Origin of the sequence: Pseudomonas sp. CHM02, from assembly GCF_000612585.1 — a bacterium.
Classification (GTDB): Bacteria; Pseudomonadota; Gammaproteobacteria; order Pseudomonadales; family Pseudomonadaceae; genus Aquipseudomonas.
The window spans coordinates 123,460-144,156 of the sequence record NZ_JFCA01000007.1 but is presented as its reverse complement, the minus strand read 5'-3'; the positions used below and the strand labels follow the sequence as shown (position 1 = coordinate 144,156).

The window sequence follows — 20,697 nt, the reverse complement described above, 5'->3', positions numbered from 1 at the left end:
AGCGGCCCCATTAATAACACCGCGCATCGTCAGTTGAACCGAGTCGCCAGAATTTAGGGCTGCTGCGCAGCCCAGCGCGGGGCAAGCCCGCTCACCACATCAAGCCTGCTCACCACACCGAGCCCGCTCACCACTGGAAGCCTGGTCACCACAAAAACCTGTTCAGCCCAGGCGAAACCGCGCGGTGTTGTCGCTCAATGCCTGGCTGCCTTTGCTCAAGGTGTCGGCCGCTCGGTTCACTGCCCGCGCGCCGTCGAGCAAACGCCCGGCCGCCTGGTCCACTTGCTGGATATTGCCGCTCACTTCATCCGCCGTCGCCGCTTGTTCCTCTACGGCGGTGGCGATTTGCGCCAGGGTGTCGGTGACGTGCTGCACCGCGCCGGCGATCTCGCCCAGGCGTGTGCCCAAGCCGGTGACGGCCTCCGCGTCCGCCAGCGCTTGCTCGCACGCGGCGCCCATCAGCGTAACCGCCTGGCTGACGGTGGCACGCAGGCTGTCCACGGTGCCGGCGATCTGCGCCGTGGAGGCCTGGGTGCGTTGCGACAGGCTGCGCACTTCATCGGCCACCACGGCAAAACCGCGGCCCTGTTCGCCGGCGCGGGCGGCTTCGATGGCGGCGTTGAGCGCCAGCAGGTTGGTCTGCTCGGCGATGCCACGGATGGTGTCGACCACCGACTGAATCTGTTGCCCCTGCTGGCTCACTTGCTCCAGGGCATCGGCGGTGTCGGTAAGGCGTTGGTTGAGTTGTTGGATGCTGGCGGTGGTGCGTTGGCTGTCGCGACTGCTGTCTTCGGCAATCCGCCGAGTCTGTTGGGCGCTGCCCGAGGCTTGTTCGCAGCTTCTGGCCACGCCCAGGGACGTAGCGGCCAGTTGGGTCGCGGCGGCGGCAATCTGGCTGATTTGTTGCTGCTGGTCTTCGACTTCGGTGAGGGTGCTGCCCGATTGCGAATTGAGGGTGAGCACCGCCGAACCAAGCTGCTGCGTCTCGTGGTTGACCCCCAGCAGGCTGGTGCGCAGTTGCACCACCGCAACGTTCAACGCGGTACTGATGGCCGCGAGTTCGTCGCGCCCTTCCACCGCTACTTCCACGCACAAGTTGCCGTCGCGCAGGGACTCGGCCAGGGTAGTGATGCCACTGGCGCTGCGGCGAATCGAGGCTTGCAGGCATATGAACAGGTACAACGCGGCCAAGGCCAGCAGGCTGAATATCGCGGCGACGGGGATGAACTTCTGCAACGAGCGATCCCGGTAATAACCCAGGCGCGCATCCAGCGAGTTGAGCGACTGGTTGCGCAGCGCACCGAGGCTGTCGAGCATCGCATCGACACTGCGCTCGAAGCCTGCGGGGTCGAGCTTGATCGTGCCGCCGAACACACCGTCGTCGAGCACCTTGAGTTCGTTGTCCAGCCGTTGCAGGCTGTTGTCGTACTGCGCGGTCCAGGGTTCAAGACCCGCGTATTGCTTGGCCTTGAGCGAGGCCGCCGCCTTGACCAACTGGTCCCGCGCATCGCCGATGCGGCCGCGCAGGTCACGCATCTGCAAGCGGCTTTGCAACGTGAACTGCCCCGACGCGATGGACGACTGGCCGACACTGGCCATGCGACCGATACGCTCGATCAGGTCGGGCGTGTGCTGGGTGGAAATCTGCATCAACAGGTAGGTTTCCAGCCACGGATCGAGGATCAACCCGGTATCCAGGGTGATCTGATCGCGCAGGGTTTGCATGGCGGTAAGGGCCGAGGTGAACCGGTCGTACCCGTCCGGCCACCAACCCACCGCGCGCAAAGACTGGGAGTCCATGCCCTTGACCGTGGCCTGCAACGCTTCGAAGCGGGCCAGGATATCGGCGCTGGCATTCTGCGCTTTGAGCGCGTCACCCAGGGCTTGCAGGCTTTGCAGGATCACCGGGAAGTTGGCATCGACCGCGTCCATCGCCGCCTTCGCCGCTGGCGTCGGCGCGTGCAGGATGTCCGCCGCTTTCCAGCGCGCGGCCAGGTTACGCTGGGCCGTCAACTGGCCATCCAACGAGCCCAGGGCCAACAGTTGCCGAACGCCGGACTGTTCGCTGGAAATCACGGTTAACTTGTCGCGATAGTCCGAGCCAATCATCCACAGGCTCCCCGCCAGGGGCAGCATGAACAGGAAAAACAGGATCTGGAATTTGCGCGCAAAACCGAAACGTCCGAGCAGGCGGATACCGGGTGATAACAGGCTGTGCATGTACGACTACTCCCCAAAACAACCCATATGGTGCAACGGTCGGCGAAACTTGAAATCACTAGCAGCAAAATGCCATGTCGTTGATTGGGAAGGCTCTAGCAAGATACGGGCCGTTGGCTGGGACGCTGGAAACAAGCGGGGTCGCACACAATAAATCACAAGTCGCGCCCAAAAATGGGGCAAAAACACTCACGCCCAAGCCCTGACCTGTAACAGACCACCCCACCTCTATAGGCGCTGGCTTGCCAGCGATAACAATGGCTCAGCCTACATCCCTGCTGACTGACGCACCGCCATCGCCGGCAAGCCGGCTCCTACCGGTTGCCCGTCACTCTGCCCTGCCCATATACCGCCCAAAATGATTGATGTGATCATCCAGATTATCCTCAAGCATCATCCGGTACTGGTCACAGAAGTACTTCAACATCGCCTCCCGCGCATTGGCCATTTCCGCGCCGGACTTGAAGTTTCGCGCGCTGGCCCAGGCATTGAAACGCGTGGTGCCGAACATCATCGAGGCGCTGACCTGGCCGAGGTTTTCATGGGTTCGGAGCTGCTCATTCGACAGCTCGATATGCGCGTCGGCGCGGTCATAGAAGGTTGGGTCGGTGGCGTCAGCCATTACGGGTTTCCTTGGTCATTACAGTTGAATTGAGGTGTATCAAGCCAGTAGCGCGGTAATCCACCTCGCCTGCCGGGCAATCTCCTGCACTCTCTGCTCCGGCCCCCCCTGCCTGGCCTGCTCCAGGCTGGCCAGGGTCTTCTGTTTCTGGCGCAGCATGCGCTGCCACTTGGCGATGAACGCCGGGCTGCGTGCCTGCATCTGCAGCGGGCCGAAGTACAGCTGCTCAGCGGTATAAGCCACCGGCCCGGCGCGCTCGGCGACGATGATTTCGTAGTAGAAACGGTTCTCCCGCAGCAGTTCTTCACTGACGATCGAGTACCCGTTGTCCATCAGCCAGTGGCGCAGCGGTTGTTCGCCACCGTTGGGCTGCAGGACCAACCTTTCCTGGCCGCTCAGGCAAGCCTTGCCGCTCTCGAGAATGTCGCGAATCGTCTCGCCGCCCATCCCACAGACGCTGATCGCGGTAATGCCGTCCTGGGGTTCGATGGCCGCCAAGCCATCGGCCAGGCGCACGGTGATCCGCTGCTCCAGGCCGTTGTCACGCACAGTGCGCTGCGCCGCATGAAAGGGCGTCGTCGCCACCTCCCCCGCCACCGCCGCCGTGATTACGCCCCGGCGCATCAACGCCACCGGTAGGTAGCCGTGGTCTGAACCGATATCGGCCAGGCGCGCACCGAACGGGACATTGGCGCCCACGCGCTCCAGACGCAGGGATAACGTGTGTTCGTTCAACGGCCCTGCTCCCCGGAAAAGCGATCCCGGCTGTTGGTCAAGTGCAGGACCATGGCGGCGCGAGCGGCGTCCGGGTCCTGGCGCTTGATCGCATTGAAGATCGCCTCGTGCTCCAGGTTCGCCAACTGCCCCAGTTTGGCAAAGTCGGCGCCGCCACGTTCGTCGCCCCTCACCTGGGTGCGCGGGATCATCGCATTGCCCAGGTGCAGCATGATTTCGGTAAAGAAGGTATTGCCGGTGGCTTCAGCGATCAGTTGGTGAAAGCGTTTGTCTTCCTCCACGCAGCTGTCGTTATTGGCCAGGGACGCCTGGTAGTCGTCCAGCGCCTGGCGCATGTGCGTCAGTTGTTCGTCGCTCCGACGCAAGGCCGCCAATGCCACCGCCTGAACCTCCAGGCCCAGGCGCAGTTCAAGCATGTTGCGCACGCTGGCGACGGTGTCCACATGCAGGCGCAACCCCTGCTGGGCCTGCTGCTCCAGCACAAAGGTGCCGATGCCGTGACGGGTTTCCACCAGTCCAGAGGCCTGCAATTTGGAAATCGCTTCGCGCACGACGGTTCGGCTCACGCCGTGCTCAAGCACGATGGTGGATTCCGAGGGCAGTTTTTCACCGGGTTTCAACTGGCCGAGCAGGATGCGCTGGGTCAGCGCGTCGACCACGCCTTGGGCCAGGTTGGTGGAGCGTCTGCGGACAGAGCCTCCATTTTCAATGGGCATATTACGCATCCACAGGGTTGAGCAGCGGCAAGCTTAACATCCCCACCGCTCCAGGGGGGGCATGCCCAAGAAACACAAAACTTGTATGACAACACACTTTAAATCACCCATAAAACCAAGATATACCCGTGGTTATTGCACAAAAATAAAAACAACTTGTATGATGTCTATCAACAAGACACACAACCCGCATAACAACAATCAGGGGGGAGTTTTGAATGATGACCACTTCAAGCCATGCACCTGCCACACCCGAAAGTGATTCCGTGCTCGCCCGCGCCGTGAGCAAGGTGAAGAGCCATGTGCTCCCACTGTTCGTGATCATGTTCATTCTCAACTACATCGACCGGGTCAATATCGGCTTCGTGCGCACGCACATGGAGCATGACCTGGGCATCGGTGCCGCCGCCTATGGCTTCGGCGCCGGGCTGTTCTTCATCGGCTACGCCCTCTTCGAAGTCCCCTCCAACATGCTGCTGCAAAAGGTCGGTGCACGTATCTGGCTGACCCGCATTATGTTCACCTGGGGCATCGTCGCCACGCTGATGGCGTTCATCCAGAACGAAACCCACTTCTACATCCTGCGGTTCCTGCTGGGCGTGGCCGAAGCCGGCTTCTTCCCCGGGGTGATCTACTACTTCACGCGCTGGCTGCCGGGTGTGGAACGCGGTAAGGCCATCGCGATTTTCCTCAGTGGCTCGGCAGTCGCGTCGCTGATCTCCGGCCCACTCTCGGGCGCGCTGTTGCAGATCGAAGGGTTTGGCTTCCACGGCTGGCAATGGATGTTCGCCATTGAAGGCCTGGCGTCGGTGGCGCTGGGGTTCTTTGTGTGGTTCTGGCTCGACTCCAAACCCCACGACGCCAAATGGATGACCCGCGAAGAACAGGATGCGCTGGTCAATGCCATCGACCAGGAACAGCGCGACCGTGAGGCCCTCACCAGCGTCAAACCGACCCTCGGCAAGCTGCTCAAGGACCGCCAGATCCTGCTGTTCTGCGCGCTGTATTTCTGCATTCAGCTGACGATCTACGCGGCGACGTTCTGGCTGCCGAGCATCATCAAGAAGATGGGCGACTTGAGCGATGTGCAGGTCGGTTTCTTCAACTCGATCCCATGGTTGATCTCGATCATCGCCATGTACGCCTTCGCCTCGCTGTCGGGCAAGTTCAAGTTCCAGCAGGCTTGGGTCGCGGCGGCGCTGTTGATTGCGGCGGCGGGCATGTTCATGTCCACCACCGGTGGGCCGATCTTTGCCTTTGTGGCGATCTGCTTTGCCGCCATTGGCTTCAAGTCGGCGTCGTCGCTGTTCTGGCCGATTCCCCAGGGCTACCTGGATGTGCGCATCGCTGCGGCAGTGATCGCGCTGATCAATTCCATCGGCAACCTGGGCGGTTTTGTTGCGCCCACCACCTTCGGCTTTCTGGAACAGACCACCGGCTCGATCCAGGGTGGCCTCTACGGCCTGGCTGGCACGTCGGTGCTCGCCGCCATGCTGGTGTTTTTTGCCAAGACTTCACCTTCAGCCGTGTTGATCTCGCCCGGTGCGGTGCCAACAGGCGCTGCCATCAGCAAACCTCTCTGAGCCTATTTAGGAACGCGCCATGAACACTCCCGTCGTCACTCACTTCCAGGTCATCCCCGTCGCCGGCCACGACAGCATGCTGCTCAACCTGAGCGGCGCCCACGGGCCGTACTTCACGCGCAATATCTTGATTCTCAAGGACAGTTCCGGCCATACCGGCGTGGGTGAAGTCCCCGGTGGCGAGCGTATCCGCGAAACGCTGGAGGACGCCCGCAGCCTGGTGATCGGCCAACCCATTGGCCAGTACCAGCGCATTCTCAACCAGATGCGCAGCACCTTTGCTTCCCGCGACGCCGCCGGTCGTGGCCTGCAGACCTTTGACCTGCGCATCACCATCCATGCCGTCACCGCCATGGAAGCCGCGCTGCTTGACCTGCTGGGTCAATTCCTCGAAGTACCGGTGGCCGCCTTGCTCGGCGAAGGGCAGCAACGCGACGCGGTGAAAATGCTCGGCTACCTGTTCTATGTCGGCGACCGCAACGCGACCGACCTGGCCTACCGCAACGAGACCGACAGCGACGATGACTGGTTCCGCCTGCGTCACGAAAAGGCCCTGACCAGCGACGCCGTGGTGCGCCTGGCCGAAGCCGCAAAAGCCAAGTACGGCTTCAACGACTTCAAGCTCAAGGGTGGCGTACTCAGTGGCGATGCCGAAATAGAAGCCGTCACCGCCCTGGCCGAACGCTTCCCGGATGCGCGCATCACCCTCGACCCGAATGGCGCCTGGTCACTGAAAGAAGCCATCCGCCTGTGCCGCGACCAACACCACGTGCTCGCCTATGCCGAAGACCCGTGCGGCGCCGAAAACGGCTACTCGGGCCGTGAAGTCATGGCAGAATTCCGTCGCGCCACCGGCCTCAAGACCGCCACCAACATGATCGCCACCGACTGGCGCGAAATGGGCCATGCGATCCAGCTGCAATCGGTGGACATCCCACTCGCCGACCCGCACTTCTGGACCCTGCAGGGCTCGGTGCGTGTGGCGCAGATGTGCCATGAATGGGGCCTGACCTGGGGCTCGCACTCCAACAACCACTTCGACATTTCCCTGGCCATGTTCACCCAGGTCGCCGCCGCGGCCCCCGGCGACATCACCGCCATCGACACCCACTGGATCTGGCAGGACGGCCAACGCCTGACCAAGGCGCCGCTGAAAATCGAAGGCGGCTATGTGAAAGTGCCGAGCAAGCCAGGCCTGGGCGTAGAGATCGACATGGACGCCGTGGCCAAGGCCCATGAAGCCTACAAAGGCATGGGCCTGGGAGCGCGGGATGACAGCGTGGCAATGCAGTTTTTGATTCCGGGGTGGCGCTTCAACAACAAGCAGCCCTGCCTGGTGCGTTGATCCACACGTTTGTAGGAGCGAGCTTGCTCGCGAAATACTCGAGACTGCCGCATTCATCCTGAATGCCTGCGTTATCGTTGGCGTTCTTCGCGAGCAAGCTCGCTCCTGCAGGCAAGGGTTTAAAGCACCCGATCAAACAACGGCGCCACGTCATAGCGTTGCTTCAACATCTGCGCATCCACCAGGAAATCTGCCGTGGCCTGGGCCTCGCTGACAATCGTCGGCGAGATCGGCAGCACTTTGATCGCATCGCGCTTGAACCACACTTTGGCGATTTCCGGTGCCGACTGGTTGGCCTTGGACCAGGCTTCGGCGTACTCATCGATGTGCGTGTTACTCCACACCCGAGCGCGAGTGAGGCGTGCAATGAAGTCCTTGATGATCGCGCTTTTCTGCGCCAGGGCGGGCTCGTACGCCACGATGTAGGTGGGTGCGCTCATCAGGCCCTTGGCGTTGCGGATCAGGGTGCTGCCTTCTTTTTCCTGCAACGACACGTAGGGTTCCCAGGTGCCGAAGGCGTCGATGTCGCCCTGGGTCAATGCCAGGCTTGCCTCGGCCGGGAGCAAGTATTTGAAGTTGACGCTGCTGCGCGGCACACCGGCCTCATCCAGCGCCTTGTACGCCAACTGTTGACTCCACGAGCCGTTCCAGATGGCGACGGTCTTGCCCTTGAGGTCGGCCACCGAGTGGATACCCTTGCGCGCGACAATGCCCACGCCGTCAAGGCTGGTCTGGGTGCTGGCGACCACCTTCACCGGCGCGCCGTTGGCGGCCAGGCTGATCACCGGCGTATCGCCAACGATGCCCACATCCAGCGCGCCGCTGGCCACGGCCGAGGCCACGGGGGAACCGGTGTTGAACCGCTTGAAATCGATTTTGTACGGCAGGTCTTTGAGCTCGCCGGACAGTTCCAGCACGATGCGGTTGGAGAAGAACTGGTCGCCCACCGTCAGGGTCAGCGGCTCCGCTGCCCAGGCCGAAGGGCCATGCAGCGTCAGGGAAGCAAGGCCCAGCAGGGAAAGCAGAGTTCGACGATTGATCATAAAAAATCCCACAGGGTTGGATGGCGGTTTAAACCATCTGTGGGCATGCAGTCTGGTCGTTTGGTCTAGAAGCTATCGCAATAACAGGCAGACGTTTAATACTGTTGTGCACTATCGATAGAACCGTCGAACAGGTCGCTAGCTACTTTTCGTATTAAAAACTTGGCCGCCCCTGAGTTAGGGTGACGTCACCAGACCACTGGACCCCAGCACCTGAACCACTTTCTGCAAGGTCCATTGCATGTCGATTCCCGCTTTGAATATCTGGGGCACACCGCCCACTGCCCGCTACGAACAACTGGCCACGCCGTTCCGACCGCTGTTTGCGCAAATCCTCGCACAGGCTGCCGAGGCGGATCAGACACGCGCCAGCCTCGCCGACGTGATCCAGCAACTCAACGCCCTGGGCTTGCCGCGCTGGCGCCTGCCGGCCAGTTATGGCGGCCAGGACGCTACGCTGGTCGAGTTGCTCACACTGCTCACGGAGCTGTCCGCCGCCGACTCCAACATCACCCAGGCCCTGCGTGGCCATTTCGGTTTTTGCGAAGACGTGCTCGGTGCCAAGGACCTCGACTGGCGCGCCAAGTGGCTGGACCGCCTGGGCCAGGGCGCCCTGCTCTCCCCCGGCAGCACCGAAGTCGGCAACGGGGCCCGTGGTGATTTCGGCACCCGCCTGCACCGTGACGAAGCCGGTGCCTTGCGTATGAGCGGCAAAAAGTTCTACACCACCGGTGCGCTCTACAGCGACCTGATCAACACCATCGCCACCGGCGAAGACGGCACGGTCTACAGCGTGGTCGTCGACCTCAAGGCCCCCGGTGTGCAGATCATCGATGACTGGAACGGCTTCGGCCAGCGCCTCACCGCCAGCGGCACCTGCCTCTTCGATAACGCGCCAGTGGTGGACGACGATGTGCGTCTCACCCAGCAGCGTTTTGGGCATGGGCAATCGTTCTTCCAGCTCTACCACCTCAGCACCCTCGCCGGCATCGCCCGGCGCGCCGCACTCAGCGGTGCCGAAGAACTCAGCAAGCGCGCCCGCACCTTCACCACCGGCAACGCCGACACCGCAGGCCAGGACGTGCAACTGCTGCAAGTGATCGGCGAAGTCGCAAGCCAGGCCTACGCCGCGCACGCCATTGCCCAGCAAGCGGCGCAGCGCCTGGAGCACACCGCGCAGTACGTGATCGCCCATGAGCAGCCGTTGCACGATGACGACCCGCAAGTGGCGCTGGCCGAGCTGGAAGTGTGCCTGGCGGTGAACCCGGTGGTGGATGCAACCCTGGCGGCCACCACCGCCTTGTTCGATGCGCTGGGCGCCAGCGCCACCGCCAGCGACAAGGCGCTGGACCGCCTGTGGCGCAATGCGCGAACCCTGGCGAACCACAACCCGCGCGTATACAAGTCGCGGATCGTGGGCAATTACCTGGTGAACGGCATCCTGCCGCCCGCGCAATGGCGAGTGGGCGTGGCAAAAATATAAAGGTCATCACGTGGCTCTGTGATGAGCGGGCTTGTTGTGGTGAGCCAGGCTTGTTGTGGTGAACGGGCTTGTTGTGGTGAGCGGGCTTGCCCCGCGCTGGGCTGCGAAGCAGCCCTATTAAGGCCACCGAGCTTACTCTGGCACACCGCGGTGTGTGGCTTTGGGGCCGCTTCGCAGCCCAGCGCGGGGCAAGCCCGCTCACCACAACAAGCCTGGCTCACCACAACAAACCCGCTCACCACAAGAGGCTACTCGCGCACAAACGCCACCACCCGCGCCAGCATCCGGTCACAGGCCTGCAATTGTTCCACGCTGATGAACTCATCCGGCTTGTGCCCCTGCTCCATGCTGCCAGGCCCGCACACCACCGTGGGAATGCCGGCCTGGTCGAACAGGCCGCCTTCCGTACCAAAGGCCACGGTGCCGAATTCCTGCGAACCGCAGAACTGCGCAACCCACTCGGCGGCCTGGCTTTCCAGCGACGTGGCCAGGCCCGGGTAGCTCGACAGTTCGCTGAGGCTGATCGCCGATTCCGCGCTCACCGCCCGCATCGCCGGCATCAGCGTGTGTTCAGCGTACCTCTTTAACTGCTGCACCACCTGCCAGGGATCCTGGGCCGGCAGCGAGCGCACTTCAAAGTCGAAACTGCATGCCTGCGGGACGATATTGAGCGCCTTGCCGCCGTTGATCAGGCCGGTCTGCACCGTGGAAAACGCCGGGTCAAAACGCGCGTCCAGGTGCTCGGGCGCCTTGAGCGTTTCGCCGAGCCGGACCAGTTCGCTGACCAAGCGCGCGGCGTATTCGATGGCGTTCACGCCCGACGGGGCATAGGCCGAATGGCACGCCGCGCCGTGCACGTGACAACGCATCGCCAGCTTGCCTTTGTGGCCCAGCACCGGCTTGAGTTCGGTGGGCTCGCCGATCACACACAGCAGCGGCTTGACCGCTTGCCCCTGAAACCGCTCGATCAGCGAACGTACACCCAGGCAGCCGACTTCCTCATCGTAGGACAGCGCGATATGCACCGGCATGCGCAACGGCGCCTTCATCAGGGCCGGCACGCATGCCAGCACACAGGCGATATAGCCCTTCATGTCCGCGGTGCCACGCCCGTACAGCTTGGCGTCTTTCTCGGTCAGCTCGAACGGCGGCACGCTCCAGCGTTGACCGTCCACCGGCACCACGTCGGTATGCCCGGACAACACGATGCCAGGCACGTCCGCCGGGCCAAGGGTCGCCAGCAGGTTGGCCTTGCTCTTGTGTTCGTTGTAGACCAGCTCACAGGCCACGCCGTGGTCCTGCAGGTACGTGCGCACGAAGTCGATCAACGCCAGGTTGGACTCACGGCTGGTGGTGTCGAAACGCACCAGTTGCGCCAACAGGTCGCGGCTGCTGTTCATCGGTCATCTCCCGGCACGGCGTAGCCGGGTGCGATCTGCGGGTTGATGGCACGGTCGATGTAGGCCTGCAATTGCCCGCGATAGGCCTGCCAGAGTTGGTCGAGGGCGCTGATCGGCTCCGCATCGGCCCAGTCCACGCGCAGGTTGACGACCGGCCACAACAGGTCATCGACGATAACCAGCGCCGCCGAATGCACCGGCCCGGCTTCGCCACCGCCCGCCACGCCAGCGTGCATCGCGGCCAGCAGGCGATCGGCAAGGTGGCCCGAGACGGTTTCGAACGCCGCGACCATGGCCTCGATCACCCCGGGGTTGGCCAACATATTCCCCGCCGCCACGCATTGCTCGCCACTCACCGCGTGGTGAATACCCAGGGTCTGCGCACCGCTGAAATGTGCGGTGCGGCCCTGCTGGTCAATCACGGTCACCTGGCGATATTCGCTGTGTTCCTGTTCACTCAAGGTCGCCAGCGCTTCGTTCGGCGTCAGGCCCTGCCCCAGCAAATCCAGCACCTGGGGCCCCAGGCTCGGCAAGGTGATGTTCTGCGACGCCACCGCGCCCACGCCGGGCCGTAGCCACGGACAACGCGCGCCCACCGCAATGCTCGATGAGCTGATGGCAATACCCAACTGGCCCGTCTCGGCGCAGCGGGCGACAACGGAAAAAGTCATGTGGATTCCTCAGTCGAGCACGGAAGGGTCAGCGTCGATCATCAACTGCTTCATTTCTTCAAAATGCTGGCGGGAAAAATCCGCGATGCCTTCCCAACCCCGCGCAGTCTTCTCTGCCACTTCATCGGACAACACCCGCAACGGCTGCCCGGTGGACCAGGCTGTCACGAGGATCTGGCAGGAGCGCTCCAGGGTCCAGATATCGTCAAACGCCTCGCCGATGGACCCCGCCGTCACCATCACGCCGTGGTTGCCCATCAGCAGGCGGCTCTTGCCGTCGAGCAGCCCGGCCAGACGCGCGCCCTCGGCCTCGGTGTCGGCCATGCCGCCGTACAACTCATCGACGGCCACGCGGTTGAAATAGCGTGCCGTGTTTTGGTCGATCGGCGGGATGTGCGGCGTGGCCAGGCACGCCACCGCCGTGGTGTACACCGGGTGCAAGTGCAGCACCGCACGGGTGTGCGGCAGCAACCGGTGGATCTGCCCGTGGATCGACCAGGCAGTGGCGTCCACGCTGGGGTGATCGGCACAGGAGGTGTCGTCCGCATTCAGCAGCAACAGGTCGCTGGCGCGGATTCGCGAGAAGTGCTTCCACTTCGGGTTGAGCAAAAACTGTTTGCCATCGGCCGACACGGCGGCGCTGAAGTGATTGGCCACCGCTTCGTGCATGCCCAGGTGCGCAATGATGCGAAAGGTCGCCGCCAGGTCGATGCGCGTCTGTTCTTCGTGGGATAACGCCATGAATCGCTCTCCGCAGGGCGCGGCCGCACGCGAATGCGGCACGCGCTTATAGGTTTACTTCGGCATCAGCGCTGCGATGTCGGCATCGGTAGGCGCCTCGAAGTTGTACTTCTTCAGCAAGGCGGCGTACTCAGGCGTGGCGCGGTATTTTTCCAGGCCGTCGAGCAAGGCCTTCTTCACCGTGTCATTGCCTTTCTTCACGCCAAAGCCGTTGAGCACCGGGTAGATCAGGGTGTCGGACGAAATCACCACGCGGCTGCCGAGTTTGTCGATCACGCCACGGGCCACGGCGGCGTCGGTGATCTGCGCTTCAACCGCGTGGGCCAGCAAGGCCTGGGTGGTTTGCGGGTCGGTGCTGTATTCGCTGATCTGGATCGGCTTCAGGCCCTTGGCCACGCAGTACTCCGCCGACAGCTTGTTCATTTGCGCCAGCCAAGAAGTGGCGCCCATGGAGCCGATCTTGTGGCCGCAGAACTCTTCCGGGGTCTTGGGCTGGAAGGTGCTGTCCTTGAGGGTCAGGATCGACTCGCCACTCTTGAGGTACGGGATCATGTCGATGACCTTGACCCGCTCGGCGGTGATGTACATCGACGAGTTGGTCACATCGAAGCGCCCGGCCTGCAGGCCGGTGATCAGGTTGGGGAAGCGCGTGTCGAGGGTCTCGACCTTGCGGCCCATGACCTTGCCCAGGCCGTCCATGAACTCGATGTCAAAGCCTGCGGGCTTGTTGTTGTCCATGTACTCATAGGGGAAGAACGTCACATCGGAACCGGCGATGAGCTTGCCTTCCTGCTGGAACGCCGAAGCCGCCAACGAAGTCATCGCAACCGCTGCGCCCAGCAGGCACACGGCAAGGGGACGAACACTTTTACGAAACGCTGTCATGGTGATTACCTGCAAGGTTTTAGTCAGTAGCAAGGAATGTGGTTAGGCAGTGGCTGAATCTTGTCCCGCCTGTTGCACGAAGAACGAGGCGCCACGGGGCTTCTGCGGCAAGCGCATGTGGTTGTCCGTGGAACGCACCAAGCCGCTTTCTTCACCGGCCACCAGCAGGCCGGCATGTGCGCTGGGCAACGGGTTTTCGCCGAATGGCAGCGCGTCTTCAGCGGCGTACACGCTGATGAAGAGGGTGCGCGGCAGTTCGGTCTCGTTAGGGCTGGAAGCATGCAGAAGACGGGTGTGCATGAAGCACACGGACCCGGCCGGGCCATAGCAGGCCACCGGCTGCTGGCAATGTTCCTCGACCACCGCGTCGTCCACCGAGCCGGTGAAGCGCTGGTGCTGCCAGTGCGACCACAGCGGGCCTTTGTGGCTGCCGGGGATCACGTTCAGCGGGCCGTTTTCCGGGGTCACTTCGCTGACCATCAGCAAGGCGGTGACGATGTCGTCGTTGCTGTGGGGCGTGAACAGGAAGTCCTGGTGCCACTTCACCTGGGTCGCGGTGTGCGGCAGTTTGGAGTTGATCTTGCTGTGGTGAAAGCGTGTGCCCTGGGCGCCGATCAACTGCGCGGCAATCGCCGCCATGCGTGAGTGCAACGCCACGCGCTCATACGCCGGGGAAATCTCCGTGGGCGAACTGACCCGGCGCAGCGACGGGTGATCGGCGCGGTGATCACCCTCCAGGTCAAAGCGCTCACGGCCATCCACAGTGGCGCCCCAACCCCGCTCATGGCTGCGGCTTTCTTCGACCCACTGGTCGAAGTCATGTTGCAACGCGGCCACTTCGCCCACCGACAGCACGCCTTCTATCACCAGGAATCCGTCACGCTGGAATTGTTCGATTTGCGATTGCTCGATCATTTTATTGTTTCCTGAACGTTAAAGAGATCACGCCAGCGAGACGTCCTTGAGGAACGCCTCCACGCGTGGGTTGTGGCCGCTGCGCAGGGCGCCCGGCGTGTCGTCGCAGACCACGCGGCCCTTCTCCATGAACACGATGCGGTCGGACACCTTGAAGGCGAAGTTCATCTCGTGGGTGACGATCACCATGGTGATGCCCTCCTCGGCCAGGGCTTCGATCACTTGCAGCACTTCGTTGACTTTTTCCGGGTCGAGGGCCGAGGTCGGCTCGTCGAACAGCATGATCTGCGGGCGCATCATCAGGGCGCGGGCGATGGCCACGCGTTGCTGTTGGCCGCCGGACAGCTGGTGCGGGTACTTCCAGGCGTGATCGAGCATGCCGACCTTGTGCAGCAGCGCGTAGGCCTGTTGCTTGAGGTCGTCGGTCCGCCCCAGGCGGTGGTATTTGGGTGCCATCAGCAGGTTGTCGAGCACACTCAAATGCGGGAACAGGTTGAAGCTCTGGAACACCATGCCGATGTTCAGGCGATGCTCGGCATGCTCGATGTACTGGGGTTTCTGCGCGCCGACTTTATTCAAGTGAATGAACGGTTGGCCGTTGATCCTGATCTCGCCGTTATCCAGTTGCTCCAGGCCATTGAGCAGGCGGATCAGCGTGGTCTTGCCGGAACCCGACGGGCCGATCACCGACACCACTTCACCGGGCTGGATCTGCAGGTTGACCGAGCCCAGCACCTCGATATCGTTGTAGGCCTTGTGCAGCCGTGCGGCTTGCAGCGCGGGCTCGCCATTGGTGGCCGGGCGCGCCAACGCCGTGCGTTGCTGGGTCGCCAGGGCCAGCACCGCCGCATCGGGCACACGGGAAACGTTGCGCTGGTTGACGTCGAGAAAACGCTCCAGGCGCTTGAGCAGGAAGTCGAACACCGTGACGATAAACACGTAGAAGAACGCAACCGCCGCCATGGTCTCGATCACCAGGAAGTTCTGCGAGTACAGGCGCTGGCCGACCATCAGGATCTCGGTCAGGGAGATCACCGAGACCAGCGAAGTGAGCTTGACGATGGAGATGTATTCGTTGGCCAACGACGGCAACGCCACCCGCAATGCCTGGGGAATCACCACGCGCCATTGGGTGCCGAAGAACTTCAGGCCCAGCGCCCGCGCCGCCTCGCCCTGCCCCTTGGGAATCGAGAGCAGGCCACCGCGATGGATCTCGGCAACGTAGGCGGTTTCACAGATCACCAGGGCCAGCAGGCCGGACCAGAACGGGTCGGCCAGCACCGCCGAGGTACCCGGCAGCGCCTGGGGCAAGTTGTAGATAAAGATCAGCAGCACCAGCAGCGGCAGGCTGCGGAACAGCCAGATGTAGCCACGGGCCGGCACGCTGAGCAGGCCATGCCTGGATTGCTTGGCCAGCGCCAGCAGAAAGCCCAGGCCAATGCTCAAGACCCAGGTCAGGGTACTGAGCTTGATCACCGTCCACGTCGCGCGCCAGAACTCGGCATCGCCCAGCAAACCAAACATGTAATTCCAGTCGAATGTCATCGTCGCTGTGCCCTGAGAAGTTGATCTACATCGATGGGTTCAGAGTCGTGGGGGGAGGCACTTGGGGTCAATTCGTAAAAGCCGGGGCACTGGGTAGGCAGAACCTATGCAGTGACATTGCAGTGATGAACAGCCCTGCCGCGGTGAGCGGGCTTGCTGTGGTGAGCGGGCTTGCCCCGCGCTGGGGCGCGAAGCGCCCCCCCCCCCCATCCAGACACGGCATTTCCCACTTACCCACCGCTGCCAGGCCAAGGGCCGCTTCGCGCCCCAGCGCGGGGCAAGCCCGCTCACCACAAGGCGATAGGCGCCCCTTTGTGGGGCAACCTCAATTCACACCGCCATCGCCCGCACTGCATGCGGATCGAAAAAGCTCGGCGGCGCCATGCCGGGGATGTACTGGTCGGACACAAACATGCGGCACCGCTCGGCAAACGCCGACACCACCCGCGACAGCTGGGTATTGCTGGCGGTGGCGTAGCCCAGGCGCATCGGCCGGTGCGCGCCCGCCAGGCGCAGGCGGATCACGCGTTTGCCGTCCTGGGACATGTTCGATTTGGGCCGCGCATTCGCGAAGGAATAACCGATCCCGTTGCCGACCATGGCGCGCACCGTTTCGAGGTTGGTGGAGCGCATGATGATGTTCGGCGTGGTGCCAGCCTGGATGAACAGGCTGAGGAAATAATCGCGGCTCCACGGCGTGTCGAGCAGCACCACCGGGTAGGCCTCAAGGTCTTGCATGCTCACCGCCGGCAAGCTCGCCAGCGGGTGGTATTCACCGACCATCACATAGGGCGGCAACTGCGCCAGGGGTTGGAAGTCGATGTCCGGGCTGGTCACCAGGTCGTAGGTCAGGGCAATGTCCAGCTCTCCGCTGCGCAGTTTTTCCAGCAGTTCCTCATGGTTGCCCTCGGCTTGCGTCAGGCGCACGCCGGGAAACGCACGGCCAAAACCGAACACCAATTCAGGCGTGATCATCGGCGCCAACGACTCCAGGCAGCCCACCCGCAACGGCCCGCGCACCGTGTTCAACGACTCCGAAGCAATGGTGTAGAGGTTGGTCATCTGCTCCAGGATCAGCTTGGCCTCCTGCATCACCAGGCGGCCCACCGCCGTGAGAGAAATGCCCTGGGCATGATGGCGGATAAACAGCTGGATACCCAGCTCGGCCTCCATATGGGTGATCGCCGCCGAGATCGACGGCGACGACACGTGAATGCGCTCGGCGGCCGCACTGATACTGCCCGCCTCTCCCGACGCAACGAAATACTCCAGTTGACGCTGAGTAATACGACTGAGCATGACGCCTGCCCCTCAACAATGACTGTACAGGTGGCGTTGCAGGGTTCGTGCCGGGTCAGGCGCAAGCCGATGACTTGCACGGGCTTCGGTTTTTCCTAAGCACTACCCCGCGCAAATGCTGGTTTCGCCGGAAACGGGCCGGTGTGAAGCTGGCTTCATCCCGCTTCCCACGAGTTGCCGTTATGCCGACCCACACCCGTATTCGCATGTTCAACACCAAACAGACCTACCCCAACCAGGCGCTGGATAACGACCTGTGCCAGGCCGTGCGCGCCGGCAATACCATTTATGTGCGCGGCCAGATCGGCACCGACTTCGACGGCAACCTGGTCGGCCTCGGCGACCCGCGTGCCCAGGCCGAGCAGGCGATGAAGAACGTCAAGCAATTGCTTGAAGAGGCAGGCTCGGACCTGTCGCATATCGTCAAGACCACCACCTATTTGATCGACCCGCGCTACCGCGAGCCGGTGTACCAGGAGGTGGGTAAATGGTTGAAAGGCGTATTCCCGATTTCCACCGGGCTGGTGATCTCCGGGCTGGGCCAGCCGGAATGGTTGATGGAGATCGATGTGATCGCCGTGGTCCCGGATGACTGGACCGTATGAAAGCGGTGATCGCCCGCGAGCCTGGCGGCCCTGATGCACTGCAACTGGTGGAGCGCCCTGTACCGGCGTTGCAGGCCGGTGAGGTGCTGATTCGCGTCGCGGCGGCTGGGGTGAATCGCCCGGATCTGATGCAACGCAGCGGCTCGCCCGTACCACCGGGCACCACCGATGTGTTGGGGCTGGAGGCAGCGGGCATTGTCATCGCGCTGGGCAAGGGTGTGGATGAGTTCGCCCTCGGCGATCGCGTCATGGCCTTGCTCAATGGTGGCGGCTACGCCGAGTACTGCGTGGCACTGGCGGCGCATTGCTTGCCGGTGCCTGCGGGGTTGTCGCTGCATGCCGCCGCCGGGGTGCCGGAAGCGGCGTTTACCGTGTGGCACAACCTGTTTGAACTGGGGCGTTTGCGCAGTGGCGACACGGTGCTGATCCATGGCGCCGCCAGTGGCGTCGGCAGCTTTGCCGTGCAATGTGCGCAGGCCGCCGGGGCACGGGTGATTGCCACTGCTGGCGGCGCGCAAAAGGTCGCGATGCTGCAAGCGCTGGGCGTGTGGCGTGCGGTTGACCGTCACCTTGAAGACTTCGTCGAGGGGGTGAACGACTGTACCGAAGGGCGAGGCGTGGACGTGGTGCTGGATAACGTCGGCGGCCCCTACGTAGCGCGCAATCTCGCCGCCATGGCCATGGGTGGGCGGCACGTAAGCCTGTCGTTCCTGCAAGGCGCCAGCATCGAGTTGGACTTGCAGGTGCTGATGCGCAAGAACCTCAGCCTCACCTCCTCCACCCTGCGCCCGAAAAGCCACGCCGAAAAAGCCCGCCTGGCCGTGTGCATCCGCTCGCGTTTCTTGCCCTGGCTGGCCTCCGGCGTGGTGCGGCCGCAGATCCATGCGCAGTTGCCACTGGCTCAAGCCGCCGACGCGCATCGCCTGCTGGAAGCCAATGCCAACGTCGGCAAAGTCGTGCTGACCGTCGCCGAATAACCTGGAGCCCTTCATGACCCACCGCGTGTTTTTCCTCAACGGGCCCAACGCCAACCTCTACGGGCTGGACAAGCACGGTACCTATGGCAGCGAAAGCTTCGCCAGCATCGAAACCCGCTGCCAACACCACGCCACCGCGTTGGGCCTGGCGCTGGACTTTCGCCAGAGCAACCACGAAGGGGTGCTGGTGGACTGGATCCAGGAGGCACGCTTGAACGCCGACGCCATTGTGATCAACGCCGCCGGGCTCACCTACAGCTCGGTGCCGATCCTCGATGCGTTGCTGGCGTTCGACGGCCCGATCATCGAAGCGCACATGAGCAATATCTGGAAGCGCGAACGCTTCCGGCATCACTCCTACGTGTCCAAGGCCGCCACCGGTGTGATCGCCGGGCTAGGCGCGCTGGGCTATGAACTGGCCCTCACGGCCGTGGCCGAGCTTTTAGCGACGTAAGCCTCAGACAGACGAACTGCTGTGGTGAGCGGGCTTGTCCCGCGCTGGGGCGCGAAGCGGCCCCAAACTTCACAGCGAGGTTTGCCTGAAAGAATGCGATGACTTGATTAGGGCCGCTACGCAGCCCAGCGCGGGACAAGCCCGCTCACCACAAATGTTCAACCTATCCTCGGGAACCGCCCATGTCAGTAGAAACCATCAACACCCTGGTAGTCGGCGCAGGCCAGGCCGGTGTCGCCATGAGCGAACACCTGTCCCTGATGGGCGTGCCCCATATCGTGCTGGAGCGCCACCGCATCGCCGAACGCTGGCGCTCCGAACGCTGGGACTCCCTCGTCGCCAACGGCCCGGCCTGGCACGACCGCTTCCCCGGCCTCAAATTCGAAGGCATTTCACCCGAGGCCTTTCCACCCAAAGAACGCATGGCGGATTACTTCGAAGCCTATGTGCAGCAGTTGCAGGCGCCGGTACGCACGGGCGTGGAAGTACAGGCGGTGGAGCGCCATGTCGGCCGCCCCGGCTTCAAGGTCACCACCTCGACCGGCGTGATCGAAGCCGCCAACGTGGTCGCCGCCACCGGCCCGTTCCAGCGCCCGTCCATCCCGAATATCGTCCCCGCCACCGCGCCGATTCATCAACTGCACTCCTCCACCTACAAGAACCCCGGCCAACTGCCCGAAGGCGCCGTGCTGGTGGTCGGCGCCGGCGCCTCCGGCTCGCAGATCGCCGAAGAACTGCAAAAGGCCGGCAAGACCGTGTACCTCTCGGTCGGCGAACACTACCGCCCACCCCGCGCCTACCGCAGCCGCGACTACTGCTGGTGGTTGGGTGCGCTGGGCCTGTGGGACGAAGTCAAAATCCAACCGAAGAAAAAGCACGTGGCGTTTGCAGTGAGTGGTTATGAGGGTGGCAAGACCGTCGACTTCCGCCGACTGGCGCATCAAGGGATTCACCTGGTGGGCGTCACCCAGGATTGGGCGGACGGCGTCATGACCTTCCAACCGGGCCTCGCCGAAAACGTGGCCGAAGGCGATCGTGCCTACTTTGATGTACTGCGCGATGCGGATGCCTATATCGAAGCGAACGGGCTGCCGTTTCCCCCGGAGCCGCAAGCCTGGGAATTGTTGCCAGACCCGGAGTGCCTGGTGAATCCGATCCTCAGCCTGGACCTGGCTGAGGCCGGCGTGACCACCCTCCTGTGGGCCACCGGCTTCACCTTCGATTTCAGTTGGCTGAAGGTGGATGCGTTCGACGAGAAAGGCGAGCCGTTCCACAAACGCGGGATCTCGGCGGAAAGCGGCATCTACTTCCTGGGCCTGCCGAACCTGGTCAACCGCGCATCATCGTTTATCTACGGGGTGTGGCACGATGCGAAGTATGTGGCGGACCATATCGTGTTGCAGAACGAGTACAAGGCCTACAAAAAGCCTGAGTAAGAAGACTACCCGTGAGGCGGCC

The 20,697-nt window shown here is 62.8% G+C and carries 19 protein-coding genes; 7 read left to right on the top strand and 12 right to left on the bottom strand.

Going from position 1 to position 20,697, the window contains the following annotated elements; all coding sequences use genetic code 11:
• Positions 1 to 162: 162 nt before the first annotated feature.
• The 4 genes from BM70_RS33900 to BM70_RS0105575 form a co-directional block, all read right to left on the bottom strand.
• Positions 163 to 1,317 (bottom strand): methyl-accepting chemotaxis protein, encoded by a 1,155-nt coding sequence (locus BM70_RS33900; protein ID WP_371262112.1) that lies wholly within the window; start codon positions 1,315 to 1,317, stop codon positions 163 to 165.
• Between the two features lie 1,231 nt (positions 1,318 to 2,548).
• Positions 2,549 to 2,842, bottom strand: a complete 294-nt coding sequence (locus BM70_RS0105585; RefSeq protein ID WP_025855090.1) for a DUF3144 domain-containing protein — start codon at positions 2,840 to 2,842, stop codon at positions 2,549 to 2,551.
• Positions 2,843 to 2,881: 39 nt separating this feature from the next.
• The gene (locus tag BM70_RS0105580) at positions 2,882 to 3,577 is read right to left on the bottom strand and encodes a tRNA (adenine(22)-N(1))-methyltransferase TrmK (protein WP_025855089.1); all 696 of its coding nucleotides are present in this window, start codon (positions 3,575 to 3,577) and stop codon (positions 2,882 to 2,884) included.
• Positions 3,574 to 4,293, bottom strand: a complete 720-nt coding sequence (locus BM70_RS0105575) for a FadR/GntR family transcriptional regulator (protein ID WP_025855088.1) — start codon at positions 4,291 to 4,293, stop codon at positions 3,574 to 3,576. Before BM70_RS0105575 ends, BM70_RS0105580 begins: the two co-directional genes overlap by 4 nt.
• Before the next feature lie 221 nt (positions 4,294 to 4,514).
• Here BM70_RS0105575 and BM70_RS0105570 point away from each other — a divergent pair, with 221 nt between their 5' ends.
• The gene (locus BM70_RS0105570; protein WP_025855087.1) at positions 4,515 to 5,876 is read left to right on the top strand and encodes an MFS transporter; all 1,362 of its coding nucleotides are present in this window, start codon (positions 4,515 to 4,517) and stop codon (positions 5,874 to 5,876) included.
• 19 nt (positions 5,877 to 5,895) lie between these two features.
• Positions 5,896 to 7,221 carry a glucarate dehydratase gene (gudD, locus tag BM70_RS0105565; RefSeq protein ID WP_025855086.1) on the top strand — a complete coding sequence of 442 codons (1,326 nt, stop codon included), beginning with the start codon at positions 5,896 to 5,898 and terminating at the stop codon, positions 7,219 to 7,221.
• A 119-nt stretch (positions 7,222 to 7,340) separates the two neighbouring features.
• Here the strand turns inward: gudD and BM70_RS0105560 are convergent, their stop codons facing one another.
• Positions 7,341 to 8,264, bottom strand: a complete 924-nt coding sequence (locus BM70_RS0105560) for an ABC transporter substrate-binding protein (protein ID WP_025855085.1) — start codon at positions 8,262 to 8,264, stop codon at positions 7,341 to 7,343.
• A 241-nt stretch (positions 8,265 to 8,505) separates the two neighbouring features.
• Between BM70_RS0105560 and BM70_RS0105555 the strand changes: the two genes are divergently transcribed.
• Positions 8,506 to 9,747: an acyl-CoA dehydrogenase family protein gene (locus BM70_RS0105555; RefSeq protein WP_025855084.1), complete on the top strand. Its 1,242-nt coding sequence runs from the start codon at positions 8,506 to 8,508 to the stop codon at positions 9,745 to 9,747.
• A 248-nt stretch (positions 9,748 to 9,995) separates the two neighbouring features.
• On the opposite strand, the gene argE is transcribed toward BM70_RS0105555, so the two are convergent.
• From argE to BM70_RS0105520, 7 genes are all read right to left on the bottom strand, one after another.
• On the bottom strand, positions 9,996 to 11,147 hold the full coding sequence (gene argE / locus BM70_RS0105550) for an acetylornithine deacetylase (RefSeq protein ID WP_025855083.1): 1,152 nt from the start codon (positions 11,145 to 11,147) through the stop codon (positions 9,996 to 9,998).
• A complete protein-coding gene (locus BM70_RS0105545; protein WP_025855082.1) occupies positions 11,144 to 11,818 on the bottom strand; it encodes a DUF1028 domain-containing protein in 675 nt (224 codons plus the stop codon). The genes argE and BM70_RS0105545 overlap by 4 nt, the downstream gene beginning before the upstream one ends.
• A 9-nt stretch (positions 11,819 to 11,827) precedes the next feature.
• Positions 11,828 to 12,559 (bottom strand): class II aldolase and adducin N-terminal domain-containing protein, encoded by a 732-nt coding sequence (locus BM70_RS0105540; protein WP_025855081.1) that lies wholly within the window; start codon positions 12,557 to 12,559, stop codon positions 11,828 to 11,830.
• A 54-nt stretch (positions 12,560 to 12,613) separates the two neighbouring features.
• The gene (locus tag BM70_RS0105535) at positions 12,614 to 13,444 is read right to left on the bottom strand and encodes an ABC transporter substrate-binding protein (RefSeq protein ID WP_025855080.1); all 831 of its coding nucleotides are present in this window, start codon (positions 13,442 to 13,444) and stop codon (positions 12,614 to 12,616) included.
• Between the two features lie 42 nt (positions 13,445 to 13,486).
• Positions 13,487 to 14,359 (bottom strand): phytanoyl-CoA dioxygenase family protein, encoded by an 873-nt coding sequence (locus tag BM70_RS0105530; RefSeq protein WP_025855079.1) that lies wholly within the window; start codon positions 14,357 to 14,359, stop codon positions 13,487 to 13,489.
• Between the two features lie 27 nt (positions 14,360 to 14,386).
• Positions 14,387 to 15,904 (bottom strand): amino acid ABC transporter permease/ATP-binding protein, encoded by a 1,518-nt coding sequence (locus BM70_RS0105525; RefSeq protein ID WP_025855078.1) that lies wholly within the window; start codon positions 15,902 to 15,904, stop codon positions 14,387 to 14,389.
• A gap of 330 nt (positions 15,905 to 16,234) precedes the next feature.
• Complete coding sequence (locus BM70_RS0105520) at positions 16,235 to 17,203, bottom strand: LysR family transcriptional regulator (RefSeq protein ID WP_025855077.1); 969 nt, start codon at positions 17,201 to 17,203, stop codon at positions 16,235 to 16,237.
• A gap of 182 nt (positions 17,204 to 17,385) precedes the next feature.
• Here BM70_RS0105520 and BM70_RS0105515 point away from each other — a divergent pair, with 182 nt between their 5' ends.
• The 4 genes from BM70_RS0105515 (at position 17,386) to BM70_RS0105500 (ending at position 20,675) form a co-directional block, all read left to right on the top strand.
• Complete coding sequence (locus BM70_RS0105515) at positions 17,386 to 17,808, top strand: RidA family protein (RefSeq protein ID WP_010567220.1); 423 nt, start codon at positions 17,386 to 17,388, stop codon at positions 17,806 to 17,808.
• Positions 17,805 to 18,785, top strand: coding sequence for an NAD(P)H-quinone oxidoreductase (locus BM70_RS0105510; protein ID WP_025855076.1), 981 nt, complete (start codon positions 17,805 to 17,807; stop codon positions 18,783 to 18,785). The genes BM70_RS0105515 and BM70_RS0105510 overlap by 4 nt, the downstream gene beginning before the upstream one ends.
• A gap of 13 nt (positions 18,786 to 18,798) precedes the next feature.
• A complete protein-coding gene (locus BM70_RS0105505) occupies positions 18,799 to 19,239 on the top strand; it encodes a type II 3-dehydroquinate dehydratase (RefSeq protein WP_025855075.1) in 441 nt (146 codons plus the stop codon).
• A gap of 182 nt (positions 19,240 to 19,421) precedes the next feature.
• The gene (locus tag BM70_RS0105500; protein WP_025855074.1) at positions 19,422 to 20,675 is read left to right on the top strand and encodes an NAD(P)/FAD-dependent oxidoreductase; all 1,254 of its coding nucleotides are present in this window, start codon (positions 19,422 to 19,424) and stop codon (positions 20,673 to 20,675) included.
• Positions 20,676 to 20,697: the final 22 nt, after the last annotated feature.

Coding starts and splice junctions, on each gene's coding strand:
- BM70_RS33900 (WP_371262112.1), bottom strand. CDS start 1,317: ATGCTCGACAGCCTCGGTGCGCTGCGCAACCAGTCGCTCAACTCGCTG.
- BM70_RS0105585 (WP_025855090.1), bottom strand. CDS start 2,842: ATGGCTGACGCCACCGACCCAACCTTCTATGACCGCGCCGACGCGCAT.
- BM70_RS0105575 (WP_025855088.1), bottom strand. CDS start 4,293: ATGCCCATTGAAAATGGAGGCTCTGTCCGCAGACGCTCCACCAACCTG.
- BM70_RS0105570 (WP_025855087.1), top strand. CDS start 4,515: ATGACCACTTCAAGCCATGCACCTGCCACACCCGAAAGTGATTCCGTG.
- gudD (WP_025855086.1), top strand. CDS start 5,896: ATGAACACTCCCGTCGTCACTCACTTCCAGGTCATCCCCGTCGCCGGC.
- BM70_RS0105560 (WP_025855085.1), bottom strand. CDS start 8,264: ATGATCAATCGTCGAACTCTGCTTTCCCTGCTGGGCCTTGCTTCCCTG.
- BM70_RS0105555 (WP_025855084.1), top strand. CDS start 8,506: ATGTCGATTCCCGCTTTGAATATCTGGGGCACACCGCCCACTGCCCGC.
- argE (WP_025855083.1), bottom strand. CDS start 11,147: ATGAACAGCAGCCGCGACCTGTTGGCGCAACTGGTGCGTTTCGACACC.
- BM70_RS0105545 (WP_025855082.1), bottom strand. CDS start 11,818: ATGACTTTTTCCGTTGTCGCCCGCTGCGCCGAGACGGGCCAGTTGGGT.
- BM70_RS0105540 (WP_025855081.1), bottom strand. CDS start 12,559: ATGGCGTTATCCCACGAAGAACAGACGCGCATCGACCTGGCGGCGACC.
- BM70_RS0105535 (WP_025855080.1), bottom strand. CDS start 13,444: ATGACAGCGTTTCGTAAAAGTGTTCGTCCCCTTGCCGTGTGCCTGCTG.
- BM70_RS0105530 (WP_025855079.1), bottom strand. CDS start 14,359: ATGATCGAGCAATCGCAAATCGAACAATTCCAGCGTGACGGATTCCTG.
- BM70_RS0105525 (WP_025855078.1), bottom strand. CDS start 15,904: ATGACATTCGACTGGAATTACATGTTTGGTTTGCTGGGCGATGCCGAG.
- BM70_RS0105520 (WP_025855077.1), bottom strand. CDS start 17,203: ATGCTCAGTCGTATTACTCAGCGTCAACTGGAGTATTTCGTTGCGTCG.
- BM70_RS0105515 (WP_010567220.1), top strand. CDS start 17,386: ATGCCGACCCACACCCGTATTCGCATGTTCAACACCAAACAGACCTAC.
- BM70_RS0105510 (WP_025855076.1), top strand. CDS start 17,805: ATGAAAGCGGTGATCGCCCGCGAGCCTGGCGGCCCTGATGCACTGCAA.
- BM70_RS0105505 (WP_025855075.1), top strand. CDS start 18,799: ATGACCCACCGCGTGTTTTTCCTCAACGGGCCCAACGCCAACCTCTAC.
- BM70_RS0105500 (WP_025855074.1), top strand. CDS start 19,422: ATGTCAGTAGAAACCATCAACACCCTGGTAGTCGGCGCAGGCCAGGCC.